The 16,482-nt window shown below is 62.6% G+C and carries 10 protein-coding genes; 7 read left to right on the top strand and 3 right to left on the bottom strand.

Annotated elements, in window-relative coordinates; all coding sequences use genetic code 11:
• The first annotated feature begins 27 nt into the window (after positions 1-27).
• The 7 genes from VJZ71_21325 to VJZ71_21295 all read left to right on the top strand — a co-directional run bounded on the left by VJZ71_21325 (position 28) and on the right by VJZ71_21295 (position 13,490).
• A complete protein-coding gene (locus tag VJZ71_21325; protein ID HKQ50626.1) occupies positions 28-351 on the top strand; it encodes a multidrug efflux SMR transporter in 324 nt (107 codons plus the stop codon).
• Between the two features lie 251 nt (positions 352-602).
• On the top strand, positions 603-1,733 hold the full coding sequence (locus tag VJZ71_21320; protein HKQ50625.1) for a GNAT family N-acetyltransferase: 1,131 nt from the start codon (positions 603-605) through the stop codon (positions 1,731-1,733).
• 150 nt (positions 1,734-1,883) lie between these two features.
• Positions 1,884-2,675, top strand: coding sequence for an MOSC domain-containing protein (locus VJZ71_21315; protein ID HKQ50624.1), 792 nt, complete (start codon positions 1,884-1,886; stop codon positions 2,673-2,675).
• 56 nt (positions 2,676-2,731) lie between these two features.
• Complete coding sequence (locus tag VJZ71_21310) at positions 2,732-5,419, top strand: protein kinase (protein HKQ50623.1); 2,688 nt, start codon at positions 2,732-2,734, stop codon at positions 5,417-5,419.
• Positions 5,420-8,146, top strand: coding sequence for a protein kinase (locus VJZ71_21305; protein HKQ50622.1), 2,727 nt, complete (start codon positions 5,420-5,422; stop codon positions 8,144-8,146).
• Entirely contained in the window at positions 8,143-10,851 is a 2,709-nt protein-coding gene (locus VJZ71_21300; protein ID HKQ50621.1) for a protein kinase, read from the top strand. The genes VJZ71_21305 and VJZ71_21300 overlap by 4 nt, the downstream gene beginning before the upstream one ends.
• Complete coding sequence (locus VJZ71_21295; GenBank protein ID HKQ50620.1) at positions 10,848-13,490, top strand: protein kinase; 2,643 nt, start codon at positions 10,848-10,850, stop codon at positions 13,488-13,490. The genes VJZ71_21300 and VJZ71_21295 overlap by 4 nt, the downstream gene beginning before the upstream one ends.
• A gap of 37 nt (positions 13,491-13,527) precedes the next feature.
• Here the strand turns inward: VJZ71_21295 and VJZ71_21290 are convergent, their stop codons facing one another.
• From VJZ71_21290 to VJZ71_21280, 3 genes are all read right to left on the bottom strand, one after another.
• The gene (locus tag VJZ71_21290; protein ID HKQ50619.1) at positions 13,528-14,175 is read right to left on the bottom strand and encodes a hypothetical protein; all 648 of its coding nucleotides are present in this window, start codon (positions 14,173-14,175) and stop codon (positions 13,528-13,530) included.
• Positions 14,176-14,293: 118 nt separating this feature from the next.
• Positions 14,294-15,526 carry an MFS transporter gene (locus VJZ71_21285; GenBank protein HKQ50618.1) on the bottom strand — a complete coding sequence of 411 codons (1,233 nt, stop codon included), beginning with the start codon at positions 15,524-15,526 and terminating at the stop codon, positions 14,294-14,296.
• Positions 15,527-15,594: 68 nt separating this feature from the next.
• Positions 15,595-16,482: hypothetical protein (locus tag VJZ71_21280; protein HKQ50617.1), on the bottom strand; the 888-nt coding region annotated here is incomplete at its 5' end.

Genomic DNA, 16,482 nt, shown 5'->3' with positions numbered 1-16,482 from the left:
CGCGCGGATAGGCTTGGACCACAGGACATGATCGCATTCTGGTTGTTTCTGGCAGTGCTATTTGAGGTCGGCTGGGCCGTCGCGATGAAGCTGTCGCAGGGTTTTTCGAAGCTGGGGCCGACGATCGCCACGATCGTCATGTATCTGCTCAGCGTCCTCTTTCTGGCATTGGCAACGAAACGGATGGACATCGGCGTAGCCTACGCAATCTGGGCCGGCTCGGGGGTGGCCCTCATCGCCATCGCGGGCATGGCCTATTTCAAAGAGCCGGCCAGCGCGATGAAGATCGCTTCCATTGCGGTCATCGTCGTCGGTATTGTGGGCCTGCAAGTTTCAAGCGGCGGTCATTGACGATCGCCCGCTGCCTGATTCTTCCGTTACGAGTCTTACGCAAGCCAAAATTTCAGGATAAACTTTGTCAGACTGAAAGAAGCCGGTCGGGTGAATTTCGAATGACACTCGCGATTGGAGCAAATCTGGGTCCGTACGACGTCCCCGCGCTATTCAGCGCGGGAGTTCGGAGAGCTCCATCGCGCGGGAAAAGGTTGTTCTTGGCCGATTAGTTCCGCCGATTCGCAGTCGGAGTTTCATGGAGCCCTGTGATGACGATTCAATCGCCGCGGACGAAGGGCGAGCATGAACGATTCGCGAATTTCGGCCGCGAAGTGTATAGGGACCAGTCGAAGTGGGTGCCGCCGGATTCGGAGCACATTGTCGCCCAACTTTCTGGTTGTTTTCCCGGTGCCGATCAGACGCAGTATGAGGCATTCTGGGTTCTCGACACCAAGGGAAGAATTCTCGCCACTGTTGCGGCGGTTGTCAGTGAGTCGTTTAACCGCCACTGGAAAGAGGCTATCGGCCATCTGGCGTACTTTGAGGCGCTACCGGGGCACGATGAGGCCGGTACCGCCGTCCTGCGGGCGACCTGTGATTGGCTGCGCGAGCGCGGCTGTCGGGCGGCACGGCTGAGCTTTTTTCCCGGCTGGCAGTTTCCGCTCACAATCGACGCGTACGATGCGGTGCCGACTTTTCTGCATGCGATGAATCCACCGCGCTATCACTCGATCATCAAGAATGCGGGTTTTGCGACGGAGCGTAGCCTCGTCGAGTATCGGATCGCCTTCACGGATGACCTCGCCGCGGAATATCGTCGGATGATCGACAAAGCGGGCAGCGCGGGCGTGGAGCTGCGCTCGTGGAACTTTGCACGACTGGACCAAGAGACGGCGCGATTCTGCGAGATCAACAACGAATGCTTCGCGCGGCATTGGGGCATCCCACAATTCACCGTTGAAGAGCTATCGGGGCTGACGGTCGGCCTCAGAGATTTCCTGGTCGCCGACTTCACGGGCTTCGCCGAGGTGGGCGGGGAGATCGTGGGCTACGTCTATGCGACTCCCGACCTCAATCAGGCGTTCCATGCGATGAAGGGTAAGGACCCGGCGGCGGACGCCGACGAGTTTCAGCGAAGACTTGGCAAGACTGATCACGGGATGCTGCTCATCATCGGCGTGCGTAAGCCATGGCGCGGGCGGGGCATCAACCTGGCGCTCGCCGCGCGATCCTATCTGGCGATGATCGATCGCGGCTACAAGAGCGCCAGCTACACGCTCGTATTGGATGACAACTGGCCGTCGCGTCGAACCGCGGAGAAACTGGGCGGCCAGGTGGCGAGGAATTTCGTCGTCTATCGCCGCGAGATAGATGGGCCGGCGGAGCGTGAGAAGCAATGAGCCTTGCCGCCGGTACGAAGTTGGGTTCCCACGCAGTAATCTCGTCTCTCGGAGCGGGGTGGAAGGGCGAGGTTTGGTGCGCGTGGGACACGCGCCTTGGTGAATGAAGTGTTTCAGAAGACAAGGCGAACGAGGTAAGGAGCCGCTTCTATGAAAGTGCTCGGTCGAGTGGAGAGCGTCTGGCGCTACCCCGTGAAAAGCATGGGCGGTGAGCAGCTTCGGGAGGTCTTTGCGGGCTTTCCGGGCGTGTATGGCGATCGTGCGTATGCCCTTCACAGTTCCGCCGCCATCAGGGGATTTCCGTATTTCACGGCGCGAGAGCAGTCACAGATGCTGCGCTATCGGGCGACCTATCGGCACAGTGAGCGGATGGCGATGCCACCCAATTTGGCAGAGGCCGAGGCACTCGGACCGGGGGTCACTCCGTTGTACGCGGCCCCCGCCGATTGGAGTGTCGACGTGGTGACACCCTCGGGGGAGGTCTTGGCCGTCGAAGATCCGCGGCTGATCGAATATCTCCGCGATGGCGGACAAGAGGGCCTGGTCCTGTCGTTGATGCGGTCCGAGCGTGCCCTCACCGATTGCCGCCCGGTTTCGTTGATTTCGATGCAGTCGGTGCGACAATTGAGCGAAGAAGTCGGCGTGGAACTGGACAAGCTTCGTTTCCGCGCCAACTTCTACATCGACTTGGCGCAAGGCGAGGGGTATTCCGAGGATGCGTGGATCGGCCGTAGGCTGCGGATCGGCGCCAAGTTGGAGATCATGGTGCTGGACCGCGATCCCCGCTGCAAATTAATAACGCTGGATCCCGATACGGGGCAATCCAATCCCAACGTACTGCGATGCGTCGCCAAGGAGCACGGGGGGACCGCCGGAGTGTATGCAGTGGTGCTGGTGGAGGGCGCGGTGCGGACCGGGGATGAGTTGGTACTGCTGGAGTAGCCCACCCTTTTCGGTTGTCTGTGGTCAGTTGGTGAAAGGGATAATAAGAGTCGCCCATGGTCCTGGCTAAAGGAACCCAATTCGGTCCCTACGAAATCCTGGCCCCCCTCGGCGCTGGGGGCATGGGCGAGGTCTGGCTGGCTCGGGACACGCGGCTCGATCGGGACGTGGCGATCAAGGCGCTGCCGGCGCATCTGACAATGGATGCTGACCGGCTTTCGCGGTTTGAGCGCGAGGCGAAGATTGTTGCCTCGCTGAACCACCCGGGCATCGCGGCGGTGTATGCACTGGAAGAGGTCGGCGGGAAGAAGCTGCTGGTGATGGAGTACGTCGACGGCGAGACGTTGGCCGCGCATTTGAAACGCGGTCCCTTGCCGGTCGATGAAGCGCTATCGATCGCCGTCCAGATCGCGGAGGCCCTGGAAGCGGCCCATGAAAAGGGCGTTATCCATCGCGACCTGAAGCCTGGAAACGTGATGATCACGTCCGAGGGCAAGGTCAAAGTTCTTGACTTCGGCCTGGCGCGCTCGGCGGACGGCACGCCTTCATCGACGAATTTCTTTGGCAGTCCCGATTCTCCGACCGCTACCTCGCCCGCGGTCATGCACTCGCCCACGATTCCCGGGGCGATCATGGGGACGGTGGGGTATATGTCGCCCGAGCAGGCCCGCGGCAAACCAGTGGACAAGCGGTCCGACATCTTTTCCTTCGGGTGCGTGCTTTACGAAATGCTCGCCGGGGCGCAGCCGTTTCAGGGCGAGACCGTCGCGGATTCGCTGGGGGCGATCCTGCACAAAGAGCCCGACCTGTCGCGCCTGCCGGCCAGTACGCCGCCGAATGTGCGGCGCGTGCTGACGCGATGCCTCGCCAAGGACAAGCACCTTCGTCTGCACGACATTGCCGACGCCCGGCTGGAGCTGGAGTCGGCGGAGACAGAGCAATCTGGCCCCGCCGGGTCGGCGCCGGCGAAATCCCAGAAAGGGCTCGTCGCCCTGTCCTTCTGCCTTGGCGCTCTGGTGGTTGCGGGGGCAGCGTGGATGCTGAGCCGCGCCGCTCCCCCGGCGCCTCGGCCGGTCACCCGGTTTGCATGGACCGACATCGGCATGCCGGTCGACGCATTTCAGGGCATCGCGCTTTCGCCGGATGGGCGGCAGCTGGTGTCCAGGGCGATCGGCGACGACGCTCGCGAGCGGTTGCACCTTCGCTCCTTCGACTCGTTCGAGTCCAAGGCGCTGCCAGGCACTGATCTGGGGTGGATGCCCACTTTCTCGCCGGATGGCGAACGGGTCGCCTTTTACTCCGTGGGCGGCATCAAGACGATCACGCTGGCCAGCGGCGCGGTGAGACAGATGGCGCAGATCAACTGGGGCGGTTACTCGGGCGCGGTCTGGATGCCGGATGGGGGCATCATCTTCGCCGGTTCGACGAAACACTTCGGGCGGGTGAGCCCCATGAGTGCCCAAGTGGAAACCCTCGACGTAAAGGGTCTTGGGGAAGGCGAGTTCGTCTTCGCCCCGTCGGCGCTGCCGGGCGGTGAAGCGCTGCTCTGCGGCGTGAGCAATGGGTCCGCCTTCAACGTCGCAGTTTTCGACATCCGCGAGCGCACCCTCACCCAGCTCGCGGAAGACGGCTTCACGCCGACCTACTCATCCACCGGACATGTCCTTTATCAGCAGGGGCAAAGCGGTCCGTTGATGGCTTTGCCATTCGATGCGAAACGTCGAGCGGCCACGGGTCCACCGATGCCGGTTGTCTCGGACATGGCGACGCGGGTGAGCTACCAGGTGCGGCTGTTTGCCATTGCTGAGAACGGCACGCTGGCATACATCCCCAAGAGCAGCCAGTTGGAAAACGGGGCGCTCAACTGGGTCGACCGCAACGGCGTGGAGAAGCCCATCTTCCAAGTCCCCCGCATGATTGACTCGCCGCGACTCTCGCACGACGGCCGGCGAATCGCCTTCCGCGCCCCGGCGCCGGAATGCAACGTCTGGATGCATGACGTAGAGAGCGGCGTTACCACCAAGATCACCCACGAGGGCGACAACCACGGGCTGGCCTGGTCCCACGACGACGCCCGGATGCTCTTTTGCCGGCTCCAGGTACCGAACCAATGGGGCGTGATGGCCACGGCGGTTAATGGAACCGGAGAGGTGGAACCGCTTTCGCCGCCCTCTATACCGCGCGGGTTTGTTTCCTCCATCTCTCCGGACGGCCAATGGGTCCTGGTCGACGGTGGAATGCAGGCGGGCGCGGAAGACGTGTACTTGGTGAACATTCAGGACCGCAGCGTAAAGCCCCTGCTGAACTCGCGGCACGTGGAACGGGCGGCCGCCTTTTCGCCGGACGGCCGCTACATCGCCTTCGTCTCGGAAGAGTCTGGACGAGGGGAGATCCATGTGCAGAGCTTTCCCAAGGCCGACGAGCGCCACCAGGTGTCCACGGATGGCGGGTACGATCCCGTCTGGTCACGAGACGGAAAAGAGCTGTTCTTTCGCGCAGAGCGGAAGATGATGGCTGCGGAGGTCTCGACAAACCCGAGCTTCACCGCCGGTCGTCCGCATGTGCTCTTCGAGACGCGCAATTCCTGGCTCGGCTCCTCGGGGCTGGCCAGTTACGATGTCAGCGCCGATGGGCAGCGCTTTGTCATGATACGCGAGCGATCTCCCCAAGGCGGCGCGGGCATCCACGTCGTGCTCAACTGGTTCGAGGAACTCAAGGCCCTGGCCCCGAAGGAAGCACGATAAATGGCGTTAGTGACCGGCACAAAACTCGGCCCCTATGAAGTTCTCGCGCCGCTCGGCGCGGGCGGAATGGGCGAGGTCTATCGCGCGAAAGATACGCGGCTGGAACGCGACGTGGCGATCAAGGTGCTGCCGGAGGCGTTAGCGACCGACAAGGAGCGGCTGCTCCGCTTCGAGCGCGAGGCGCGAACGCTGGCGACGCTGAGCCATCCCAACATCGCCGCGATCTACGGATTCGAGGAACAGGACGGCCAACGCCTCTTGGTGATGGAATTGGCCGACGGCGAGACGCTGGCCGAGCGGCTGGGGCGAGGACCGCTTCCGATCGAAGAAGCGCTCGACACGGCCCGGAAGATCGCCGAGGCCCTTGAGGCGGCCCACGAGAAAGGCATCGTCCACCGCGACCTGAAACCCGCCAACGTGAAGCTCGCGCCGGACGGAAGCGTAAAAGTCCTCGATTTTGGTTTGGCCAAGGCCCTGCTCGGTGACGGGAGCTCGGCCCCGTCCCATTCGCCCACGGAGCTGGCGCACTCCCCGACCCTCACCGGCGAGTTCACCCGGCCGGGCGTCATACTCGGAACCGCGGGCTACATGAGTCCCGAACAGGCCCGGGGGCGATCCGTCGACAAGCGCACGGACATCTGGGCGTTCGGATGTGTGCTCTTTGAATGTCTGTCGGGCGCGAGGCTTTTTGCGGGCGAGACGGCGACCGACTCGATCGGGGCTCTCCTGCACAAAGAGCCGGAATGGGCCCTGCTGCCTCCGAGTACGCCGCCGACGATTCAGCTTCTCCTGCGCCGTTGCCTGGCGAAAGACCGGAACAAGAGACTTCGTGACATCGGCGATGCGCGGATCGAGCTGGAGAACGTCCTGGCCGATCCGACCTCCTCCATGCTCCGGCTCGGTGACGCCGCGCTCTCCGCCGCCGTCGCGTCCGGTAGACGGCGTGCGTGGCGGCGTGGCCTTCCCTGGGCGCTCTGTACTGTTCTGATCGCTGCGCTGGGCGCCTTGTGGTTCACAACACGACCGAAGACTCCGCCGGTCATGCGCTATTCCCTGGCCATTCCCGAATCCCAGGCCTTGGCGGGGTCGCGCTGGCCGATGATGGATATTTCACCCGACGGGACGAAGATCGTCTTTGTAGGCCGCAACGAATCGGGGCGGCGCTTGTATTTGCGTCTCCTCCATCAACTGGAGGCCACGCCGCTGGCGAACACGGAGGACGCCGTTAGCCCATTCTTTTCGCCGGACGGCGAATGGATTGCGTTCGCCCAAAAGGGCAAGCTGCGAAGGATTTCGGTCCTGGGCGGCCCCGCCACGACGATTTGCGACGCTGTGGAATTTCGCGGAGGAAGCTGGTGCGCGGACGGGACCATTGTCTTCGCGCCGGACCGGAACTCGGGCATCTGGCGGGTTCCCGCTGCGGGAGGCGAGCCTCTCAAGCTCACCGACGCCGGAAGAGGTCAAGGGTCGCCGTCTCATCGCTGGCCGCAGCTTCTTCCGGACGGCAAGTCCGCGTTGTACACGGCAACGGCCAAGAACGATGACTACACCGCCGCCAAAATCGTCGCGCTCCGTCTTGATACTCTTGAACAGAAAGTCATTGTCGAGGGAGGCACGTTCGCCCGGTACGTCCCCACCGGTCATATCGTCTTCGGCCGATCGGGGACCCTGATGGCCCTCCCCTTCGACGCCGAGAAATTGGAAGCAACCGGATCGCCCATACCGGTGCTGGAGGGAGTTTCCGGATTCCCGCCCATGGGCAGCTATCAATTCGCTTTTTCGCAAACCGGGACTTTCTACTATCTTCCCGGTTCAGTACGCGGGGCCGAAGACCTGCCGATCTGGATCGATCGGGAGGGAAAGGAAACGCCCATCTCTCAGCAGAAGCGGGATTTCGGCACCGTACGGCTCGCGCCGGACGCGACCCGTCTCGCGGCGGAGATTCTCGAGAGCTCCAATGCGGATATCTGGATTCTGGAGATCGAGCGGGACAGCTTCATGCGCTTGACGGTCGACGAGGCGACGGATCGATTTCCCCTGTGGAGCCCGGATGGGAAATGGATCGTCTTTGCTTCCGAGCGCGGGTCGTCCAATATGAATCTCTTTCGCCAGCCGGCCGATGGCACCGGGGACGCTGAACGCCTCACCACCAGCGACAATCGCCAGATTCCGAATTCGTTCTCGCCGGATGGGTCGATCCTGGTGTTCAGTGAGTTCAACCCCAAGACCGACACCGACATCATGTACGTCCGGCTGGACGGCGAGGAGCGAAAGCCGGAGGTGTTTCTGGCCACGACTTTTACGGAGTTGGGGCCGACACTGTCTCCCGATGGGAAATGGATCGCCTATGTCTCCAACGAGTCGGGGGAATTTGAAATCTACGTTCGCCCCTTCCTTCGACCGGGGGCCAAGGTGAAGCTATCAACGGGACGGTCTTTTTCTCCGAAGTGGTCTCCCGATGGAACTGAAATCTTCTACCGCTATGACGAGAAAATCATGTCCGTGTCCGTTTCGGTTCAGGATGACACGCTCCGCGCCCAGAATCCCCGGCTGCTTTTTGAGGTCAACGGGAGCACCTTCGGCGGACCCGCGGATGTCGCTCCCGACGGAAACCGCTTCCTGTTCCTCCGTACGGCAGGTGACGTGAACGAGCAATCGCAGCAGCCGACGGTCGTCGTGAACTGGTTCGAAGAACTCCAATCCAAAATGCGGGTAGGTAAGGAATGATGTCACTTTCGCCCGGCGCACAGCTTGGCCCTTACCGAATCGAGTCACCCCTCGGCGCGGGGGGGATGGGCGAGGTGTACCGCGCAAAGGACACTCGACTCAATCGCGATGTGGCGATCAAGGTCTTGCCGTCGCATCTGTCGGACAGCCCGGAAGTGAAAGAGCGCTTCGATCGGGAGGCGAGGGCGATTTCGCAGCTAACGCATCCGCACATTTGCACGCTCCATGACATCGGCCATCAGGACGGCATCGACTATTTGGTGATGGAGTTGCTCGAAGGCGAAACGCTGGCCCGGCGGCTCGAGAAGGGGCCGCTACCGCTGGAGCAGACGCTCAAGATTGGCTCTGAAATCGCCTCAGCGCTGGAGCGGGCCCATCGTAGCGGCGTCGTTCATCGCGATCTCAAGCCCGGCAACATCATGCTCACCAAGACCGGGGCCAAGCTTTTGGACTTCGGATTGGCCAAGTCCGCCTCGGTCCTCGAAGGGGACACGTCCGGCCTGACCGTGACGAAGCCGCTGACCAGCGCCGGGACGCTGCTCGGCACGTTTCAATACATGGCCCCCGAGCAGTTGGAGGGCCGCGAGGCAGATGCACGGACAGATTTGTTCGCGTTCGGCGCGGTACTTTATGAAATGGCCACAGGCAAGCGGGCGTTTGAAGGCAAGAGCCAGGCAAGCCTGATCTCTTCGATCATGTCTTTGCAGCCGGCGCCGATCTCCCAGGTCCAGCCCATGACCCCGCCGGCCCTGGATCAACTGGTGAAAATGTGCCTGGCGAAGGACGCAGACGACCGAATCCAGACGGCGCACGACGTGCTTTTGCACCTGCGCTGGATTGCCGAAGGCGGGTCGCAGGCCGGGCTGCCGGCGCCGCTGATCGCGGCGCGGAGGCGGAGTCATCGCCTCTGGTTGGCGAGCACGCTCGTGCTGCTGGCCGTGTGCCTGGGGCTGGCCGTGCTTGCCTTTCGACGTGGTGAAAGCGAACCGGTCGTCATTCGCTCGTTCATCCCGCCACCGGAGGGTGCGAGTTTTATCACCGTCGGCGATCAGGCCGGACCGTCGGTCATATCGCCGGATGGAACGACACTGGCCTTCACAGCCGCAGGCGGGGATGGAGTGATCAGGCTCTGGGTGCGCCCGCTCGCCGTCGCTACGGCGCGGGCATTACCTGGAACCGAGGAGGCGTCCTTCCCCTTCTGGTCGGCGGACAGCCGCTCGATCGCGTTCTTTGTTCCCGAGAAGATGCGGAAAGTGGACATGACCGGCGGACCGCCGATGACCCTGTGCAATGCCCCGGCTGGCCGCGGTGGTACATGGAGCCGCGACGGCATCATTCTGTTTGCGCCGGACTTTCGAAGTCCGATCTGCCGGGTACCGGCCACGGGCGGTTCCCCGGAGGCTGTAACTCGCGTCGACGAAACCAAACACACCAGCCATCGGTGGCCATCGTTCTGTCCGGACGGCCGGCACTTTGTGTACCTGGCCATTGCCCATGGCGCGGCCGAAACGCAGGACAACGCGCTGCTTTATTTTTCTTTGGACGGCGGAGAACCTCAGCTTGTCTTGAACACGAGTTCCAACGCCGAAATCGCGTCGAATCGGCTGCTCTTCCTGCGGGAGAACTCGCTGTTGGCGGCGCCCTTCGACGCGGCGACCGGCCGGATTGTGGGCGAGCCTGCCGTCATCGCGGCGGGCGTCACCAACGACTCATCGGTCTGGCGCGGAACGTATTCAAGTTCGCAGAACGGCATCCTGGCGTTTCATTCCGGCCAAGCCGGTGGAGGACAGAACCTGGTGCGCCTGGACCGATCCGGCAAGGAACTGGGCCGCGTGGGCGAGCCTGGCGAATTCGCGTCGGTGCGGATCGCGCCGGATGGCAAGCGGGTCGCGACTTCGCACGTCGGGCCCACGACGGATGTCTGGGTTTACGAGATCTCCCGCGGCGTGAAGACGCGACTTTCCTTCGAGACCGGCGGGTCAAACTTGACTCCGTGTTGGTCGCCGGACGGACGCAGCATCGCGTACGGCAACATCTTCCTGGCCAGGAGGGACGTTGCCCCCATGCTCATTCGGCGGCCATCCGAAGGCGGCGAGGCCGAGGAGTTGTATAAATCAAAGGACGAAAAGTGGCCGTCCGATTGGTCCCGGGACGGCAACTACCTCCTCTTCTCGCTCGGGCGATACATCGGCGGCAAGCCCTGCGACATCTGGGTCTTGCCGCTGACCGGTAAGCGCGAGCCTTTCGTTTTCCTGAAGACGCCGTTTGAGGAGGACGACGCCCGGTTTTCACCCGACGGCCGATGGGTCGCTTATACATCGGATGAGTCCGGTCGCAATGAGGTCTATGTCGCCCCATTCCAGCCGCCTGGCACGAGCAGTGCTCCCGCGGGAAAGCCGGCGCGCGCCGGTAAATGGCAACTGTCGTCGGCGGGCGGCGCCAATCCGGCATGGCGGTTCGATGGGAAGGAAGTGTTCTATATTGCCGCGGACAGGAAGCTCATGGCGATCGAGGTCAACGGGGAGGGCGAAAGTATTGAAATCGGCAGCGCGACGGCGTTGTTCACTACGAACTCACCCGCGGGAGGCGAGCCTTTCGACGTGTCAGCCGACGGACAGTGGTTTGTCGTCAACAACAGCACTACCACAGGTTCGGCTCCGATTAATCTCGTGACCAACTGGCCGGCGGAGCTAAAGAAACCATGAGCTTTTCAACCGGCGCGAAGCTCGGCCCCTATGAAATCGTCGCACCCCTCGGCGCCGGCGGGATGGGCGAGGTCTGGCGCGCGAAGGACACGCGGCTGGACCGCGACGTGGCGATCAAGGTGCTGCCGGAGGCGATGGCCGGCGACAAGGAGCGGCTTCTGCGGTTTGAGCGCGAGGCGCGGCTCCTGGCGTCGCTGAGCCATCCGAACATTGCAGCGATTCACGGTTTCGAACACCTCGACGGCCGGCACCTGCTTATCATGGAGTTTGTCGACGGTCCCACGCTCGCGCAACGACTCACGTCGGGACCGCTGCCCGTGGATGAAGGGCTGGATGTCGGCGTCAAGATTGCCGAGGCCCTCGAGGCAGCGCATGAAAAAGGCGTCATCCACCGCGACCTCAAGCCAGCGAATATCAAAATCACGCCGGAGGGCAAGGTCAAAGTACTGGACTTCGGTCTGGCCAAAGCCCTCGCGGAAGAATCCGGCGGTTCGAGCGTGGCCGATTCGCCGACGATCACGGCGAATTACACGCGGCCGGGTGTCGTCCTGGGCACGGCGCCGTACATGTCGCCTGAACAGGCCCGCGGCAAGTCGCTCGACAAGCGCACCGACATCTGGTCGTTTGGGTGTGTTCTCTACGAGATGCTCACGGGCGGTCGGCTTTTTGACGGCGAGTCGAGCAGCGACATCATTGCACGGATATTGGAGCGTGATCCGGATTTTTCGACATTGCCACCGAAGGTACCGCCGCGCGTCCGGGAGCTGTTGAAGCACGCATTGGAAAAGAACCCCAGGCGGCGCTTGCGCGACATCGGCGACGCCGTGCTGGAGCTCGAAGCGTCCGTCACGAACCGGGAGTGGTCGACGACCGCCATCAACGTCGCGGCGACTTCCTCCCGGGGGTTCGGGCGCCGCGCCGCCGCCATCGCGGCCCTTGCCGCCACCATTGCTCTCGCGGCCTATGCGGGTTGGCAATGGGGCGGTCGGTCGAGACCGCGAGGCTCCGGCGCCCTGGCAGGCAACTTCGTGAAACTCACGGACCAACAAGGCATTGAGTCTCACCCGGCCCTCTCTCCCGACGGAAAGATGGTGGTTTACGTCGCCTTTGACGGCGACGATCTGGACATCTTCGCGCTCCGCGTTGGCGGGTTGAATCCGCTCAATCTCACCCGGGACTGCGCCAAGGACGACACGCAGCCCGCATTCTCCCCGGATGGGACGCGCATCGTCTTTCGCTCCGAACGTGACAGTGGAGGGTTGTTCGTGATGGGGGCGACCGGCGAATCGCCCCGCCGGCTGACGGACTTCGGCTTCGATCCCAAGTGGTCGGCTGATGGTCGGCATGTCGCCTTTGCGACGGAGGGCGTCTTCGACCCGCTTTCGAGAAATTCAACCAGTTTGCTCTGGTCCGTGGATGTTTCCAGCGGCGAGAAAAAGAAACTCACCGAGACCGACGCCGTTCAACCGTGCTGGTCTCCACACGGTCTGCGAATCGTCTATTGGTCGGTCTGGAAAAAGGGCGGGCAGCGGGACATTTACAGCATTCCAAGTTCCGGCGGCGAACCCGTGGCCTTGATGGACGATCCCGCGACGGATTGGTGTCCGGTCTGGTCGCCGGACGGTCGGTTCATCTATTTTTGCAGCGACCGCGGGGGAAGCATGAACATCTGGCGAAGGGCCGTTGACGAACAAACGGGCCGGCCACAAGGGGACTGCGAGCCCGTCACGTCGGGCGTGACCATTTTCGCCCAGCCCAGCCTGACTTCCGACGGCCGGCAGATGGCCCTGACGTCTGTGACGTTGACCGCGAATATTGAGCGAGTGGGCCTCAACCCCAAAGAAGGAGCCGTCGTCGGCGCGCCGGAGACGGTTTCGCGATTTACCGGAATCCTGTCTTATCCCGACGTTTCGCCGGACGGAGAATGGATCGCCTGCGTCTCCGCGGACAATCTCATCCTGCTGCGGAGCGACGGGAGCGAGCGGCGGCAGTTGACCAGCGATGCCTACAAGGATCGCGGGCCCTCCTGGTCACCTGACGGGAAGCGCCTGGCGTTCTACTCGGATCGCAGCGGACGGTACGAGATTTGGACTGCGAATCCGGACGGCAGCAACCCGACGCAGCTCAGCCACACGACCGGGCGATCCGTCGCGTTCCCCCAGTGGAGCCCTGACGGGAAACGCCTGTTCTTCTCGAACGACGATCGAATTGTGATCATGGATCCGAATCGACCGTGGGCGGAACAGTCGGCGCAGGTCATTTCCACGATGGAACCGCCGAACGCAATGACGGCGTCGTCCTGGTCGCCCGATGGCAAATCCTTCGCCGGCAGCATCTACGACACGGAGAGCGGCTCGAACGAGGGCATCGGCGTCTATACGATCGAAACCAAATCGCTCCGGCGGATCGCGGAGAAGGGCGAGTTTCCCAAATTCTTAAGCGATGGGCGGCGACTCGTTTTCTTAAGGAACGACGAGTTAATGCTGGTCGAGATCGACGGCGGAGCCCCCCGGACGCTCCTGTCGATTGCACCCGACCGGTTGGATACGAACGGCATGAGTCTGCCCCGTGACGACTCCGCGATCTACTACACGCGGCACAGGATGGAAGCCGACGTCTGGCTGATTGAGCTTCCGTAGTGCTGCAAGCTCATTCGGCGCGCCGGCTTGTCCCTGGTTAATCGTGACTAACGACTCGAACCCGAGGCCCATACTCGCCGTCGCGATCGGGTAGATCCCGGAGCCTGGAGGCGATGAAGTTCTGGAGAGCCAGATTGTCGTCAATGTCCAGATGGCCGAGATTCCATTTGACATCATTGTGAATGACCGTGCGGGTGTTACCGAGATCGGGCAGGACCGGAACACTGTTACCAACCGGCACCGGAGACATGAAGTTGTAGCATTGGCGCACGTTGGGGGGGATCGTCAGCGGAAACCGGGGGTCGAAGAGGAACAGGTAATCGACGTCAATGCCGCGGCGATTGAGCGCGCGGGCGATTTCGATGGCGTGGTCGGCGCCCGCCGAGTGCCCGATGATCGCCTTGCACGGAAGTTCATTGTCGTCGCGAGCGCTGGCCAGCGTCATCCAGTTCGCATAGGAGGTGACGATGGTGGGATGGCCCTCGCGCTGAAGCCGCGCGGCGAGTTCGTCCATGCCCTTGGAGAACACTTCACCGGCGACGCCGCGAAGGATAATGACGGCATCGGGCTGCTCGGCGAGCGCGATTCCGTCGGAGGTTCGCGGTTTCGCGCAGCCGATGAGGAGCAACGGGACGGTGAAAAATACAGCGGCGGTTCGGACGTGAGAAAAGTCTGGCGTTTTCATGGCATATCTCCTGAAAGATTTTATCCGCGGCCGCCAGTAACGCGCGCGGCATCCACGACGATAAAACTCAGGTAATCGCCTTAATTCCGTCTTAAGAATGTGAAATAACGTCATTTGATTATTCGATCGGCGCTTCGCGCGGGGCGCGGATGTCGTGGCGGATGGAGTGGTACAGCGCCGCGCCTGTCAATCCGAAGAGCAAACACGCGGTCCATAACGCGCCGGAGCCCAGGTGCTTGAGGATTTGCCCGCCGACCGGTGAGCCGACCATGAGCGCGCTGGCGAAGGACATCGTGAAGACGCCCATGTAGGTGCCGCGCAGCGACTTGGGGGCCAGGTCGGCGACCGTCGTCTGCATGTAGGGGGACTGCATCATCTCGCCAATCGTCCAGACCACGACCGTGAATACAAATTGCCACCCCGTGACAGCGAGACCGGTAAGGCCGAAGCCGACGGCGGTGATGACAGCGCTGACGACGAGGACCGCCTCCCGGCGGAAGCGAAGCAAATAGGTCGTAAAGGGCAGTTGCACCAAGACGATCAGCGCGGCGTTGACCGAGACGATCTGGCCGTAAGCTCTGGGTCCAAATCCGAGCGAGCCCAGGTGCAACGGCAGCGTCGTGTGGGACTGCATGTAGGTGATGCCGATCAGGTGCGTCGCCAGGCAGAAGATCACAAAGGGGCGATCGCGGAGGATGCGCAGGGCCGTGGCGCCGATGGAGAGGTGCTCGCCCGGGGATTCGTGGTGCGAGGGTTCCCCGGCAGCCGCAGCGGCGCTGCGCTTCGGCAGCGTTTCGCGGATGGCCATGAAGAGAATGGCCGCGTAGGCCGAACTGGTCAGGGCATCGCCGTAAAAGAGCCATTGATAGGAGTATTCGGCGATGTATCCGCCGACGAGGGGAGAGATAGCCATGCCGAGGTTGACGGTCACATACATCAGCCCGTAGGCGGCGGGCCGCCGGACCGGTTCGACGATGTCGGCGATCATGGCCGCGGCCGCGGGGCGGTACATGTCGCTGATGAAAGCAAAAAGAAAGATCGCCGTGATAATCGCCCAGGGCGACGTCAGGCGACCGAAGAACATCAGGATGGCCGAGGCCCCCAGCAGGCTGCCGACCATGACCGTTCGCCGACCGATGCGATCGGCGAGATGCCCGCTGGTGAGCGCGGCGGCGATCGATCCGAATCCGAACACGCCCATCGCGAAAGTGGCGAAGTCGGTATCGAAGCCCAGCGACTCCTTCAGATAAAAGGTGAGGAACGAAATGAGAAAGGTGCCCGCGCGATTGATGAGCGTGCCGAGGCAGAGGATGTAGATCGCCCGCGGGAGTTCGAGATAGGGCCTGAGCATGGTAACGCACAGGCTAAGGGCCTATCTTGGCGCAGGCCAGTGGCGACGGGGGCTTTTTCGCCTGCGTTCTACGGTTCGGTCGTCGGCGGGAGAATCGTCACGCAATCGATGGCCGCAAAGGGCGTCCCGTTGAGGAATTGTCCTTTCAGCTTGAGCGGGACCTCCGTGTAGTCGGGGATTCCGGCCAACTGAAGGGCGGCGATTGTGTCGTCCAGCCTGAACCGCACATCAAGATCGTCGATTCCATCGGCGTTCGTATCATTGCAGGCGCAGAGCGTCTGGGAAGTCGGAGCGCCGGCGTCGCCGACACTGGCTTGTCCGTTATGCGGGGCGACTTCGCCCGAGACGATGTCGGCGCGCGTCAGCCGGAGCGTCGCGACGTCCACCTGGCGGACATCGAACCCGGACATGCCGAGCAGCGCGGCGGGCATCAAACCGCTGCTCGAGGCGGTCAGGGAGTTCGGGCACTGGTTGGGCCGAATATCCAGATTGAATGTCCCATCCAGGCAACCGTCTTCGTCGAAGTCCACGGCGGAGGAGTTTTCCGTCGGACACTCGTCGCACCCATTGGGGAAGCCATCGCCGTCTGTATCCAGGTTGTCGTCGAATCCAGGACACCGGTCGATGGTGTCACAAACGCCGTCACTGTCGGCATCCTGGAAGACATTCGAGCAGACGCCCGCCTGGCAGGTATCGAGCGTGCATGACTCGCCGTCGTCGCAGTTCACCTGACTGCACGCGCAGCCTTGAGCATTGACCGGCTGCCCGGCCGGCGTGTTCGCGCAGTCGTCGTCGCAGTCATCTACGCCGTCGTTGTCCGGATCACGCTGGCTGCACGAGCAGCCGTCGGCGTCTGGCTCCTCGCCGGGAGGCGTACCGGGACATTCGTCGTTGACGTTGCACACGCCGTCGCTGTCCGCGTCCTGGAAGACGTTTGAGCAGATACCCGCCGCGCA

It is taken from the genome of Phycisphaerae bacterium, assembly GCA_035275405.1.
Lineage (GTDB): Bacteria > Planctomycetota > Phycisphaerae > UBA1845 > UTPLA1 > DATEMU01.
The sequence above is the reverse complement of the archived record's forward strand: the minus strand, read 5'-3'. Positions and strand labels throughout refer to the sequence as shown.

Bases quoted from the DNA above. Each gene is read 5' to 3' on its own strand.
- VJZ71_21325 (HKQ50626.1), top strand. From the start codon at position 28: ATGATCGCATTCTGGTTGTTTCTGGCAGTGCTATTTGAGGTCGGCTGG.
- VJZ71_21320 (HKQ50625.1), top strand. From the start codon at position 603: ATGACGATTCAATCGCCGCGGACGAAGGGCGAGCATGAACGATTCGCG.
- VJZ71_21315 (HKQ50624.1), top strand. From the start codon at position 1,884: ATGAAAGTGCTCGGTCGAGTGGAGAGCGTCTGGCGCTACCCCGTGAAA.
- VJZ71_21310 (HKQ50623.1), top strand. From the start codon at position 2,732: ATGGTCCTGGCTAAAGGAACCCAATTCGGTCCCTACGAAATCCTGGCC.
- VJZ71_21305 (HKQ50622.1), top strand. From the start codon at position 5,420: ATGGCGTTAGTGACCGGCACAAAACTCGGCCCCTATGAAGTTCTCGCG.
- VJZ71_21300 (HKQ50621.1), top strand. From the start codon at position 8,143: ATGATGTCACTTTCGCCCGGCGCACAGCTTGGCCCTTACCGAATCGAG.
- VJZ71_21295 (HKQ50620.1), top strand. From the start codon at position 10,848: ATGAGCTTTTCAACCGGCGCGAAGCTCGGCCCCTATGAAATCGTCGCA.
- VJZ71_21290 (HKQ50619.1), bottom strand. From the start codon at position 14,175: ATGAAAACGCCAGACTTTTCTCACGTCCGAACCGCCGCTGTATTTTTC.
- VJZ71_21285 (HKQ50618.1), bottom strand. From the start codon at position 15,526: ATGCTCAGGCCCTATCTCGAACTCCCGCGGGCGATCTACATCCTCTGC.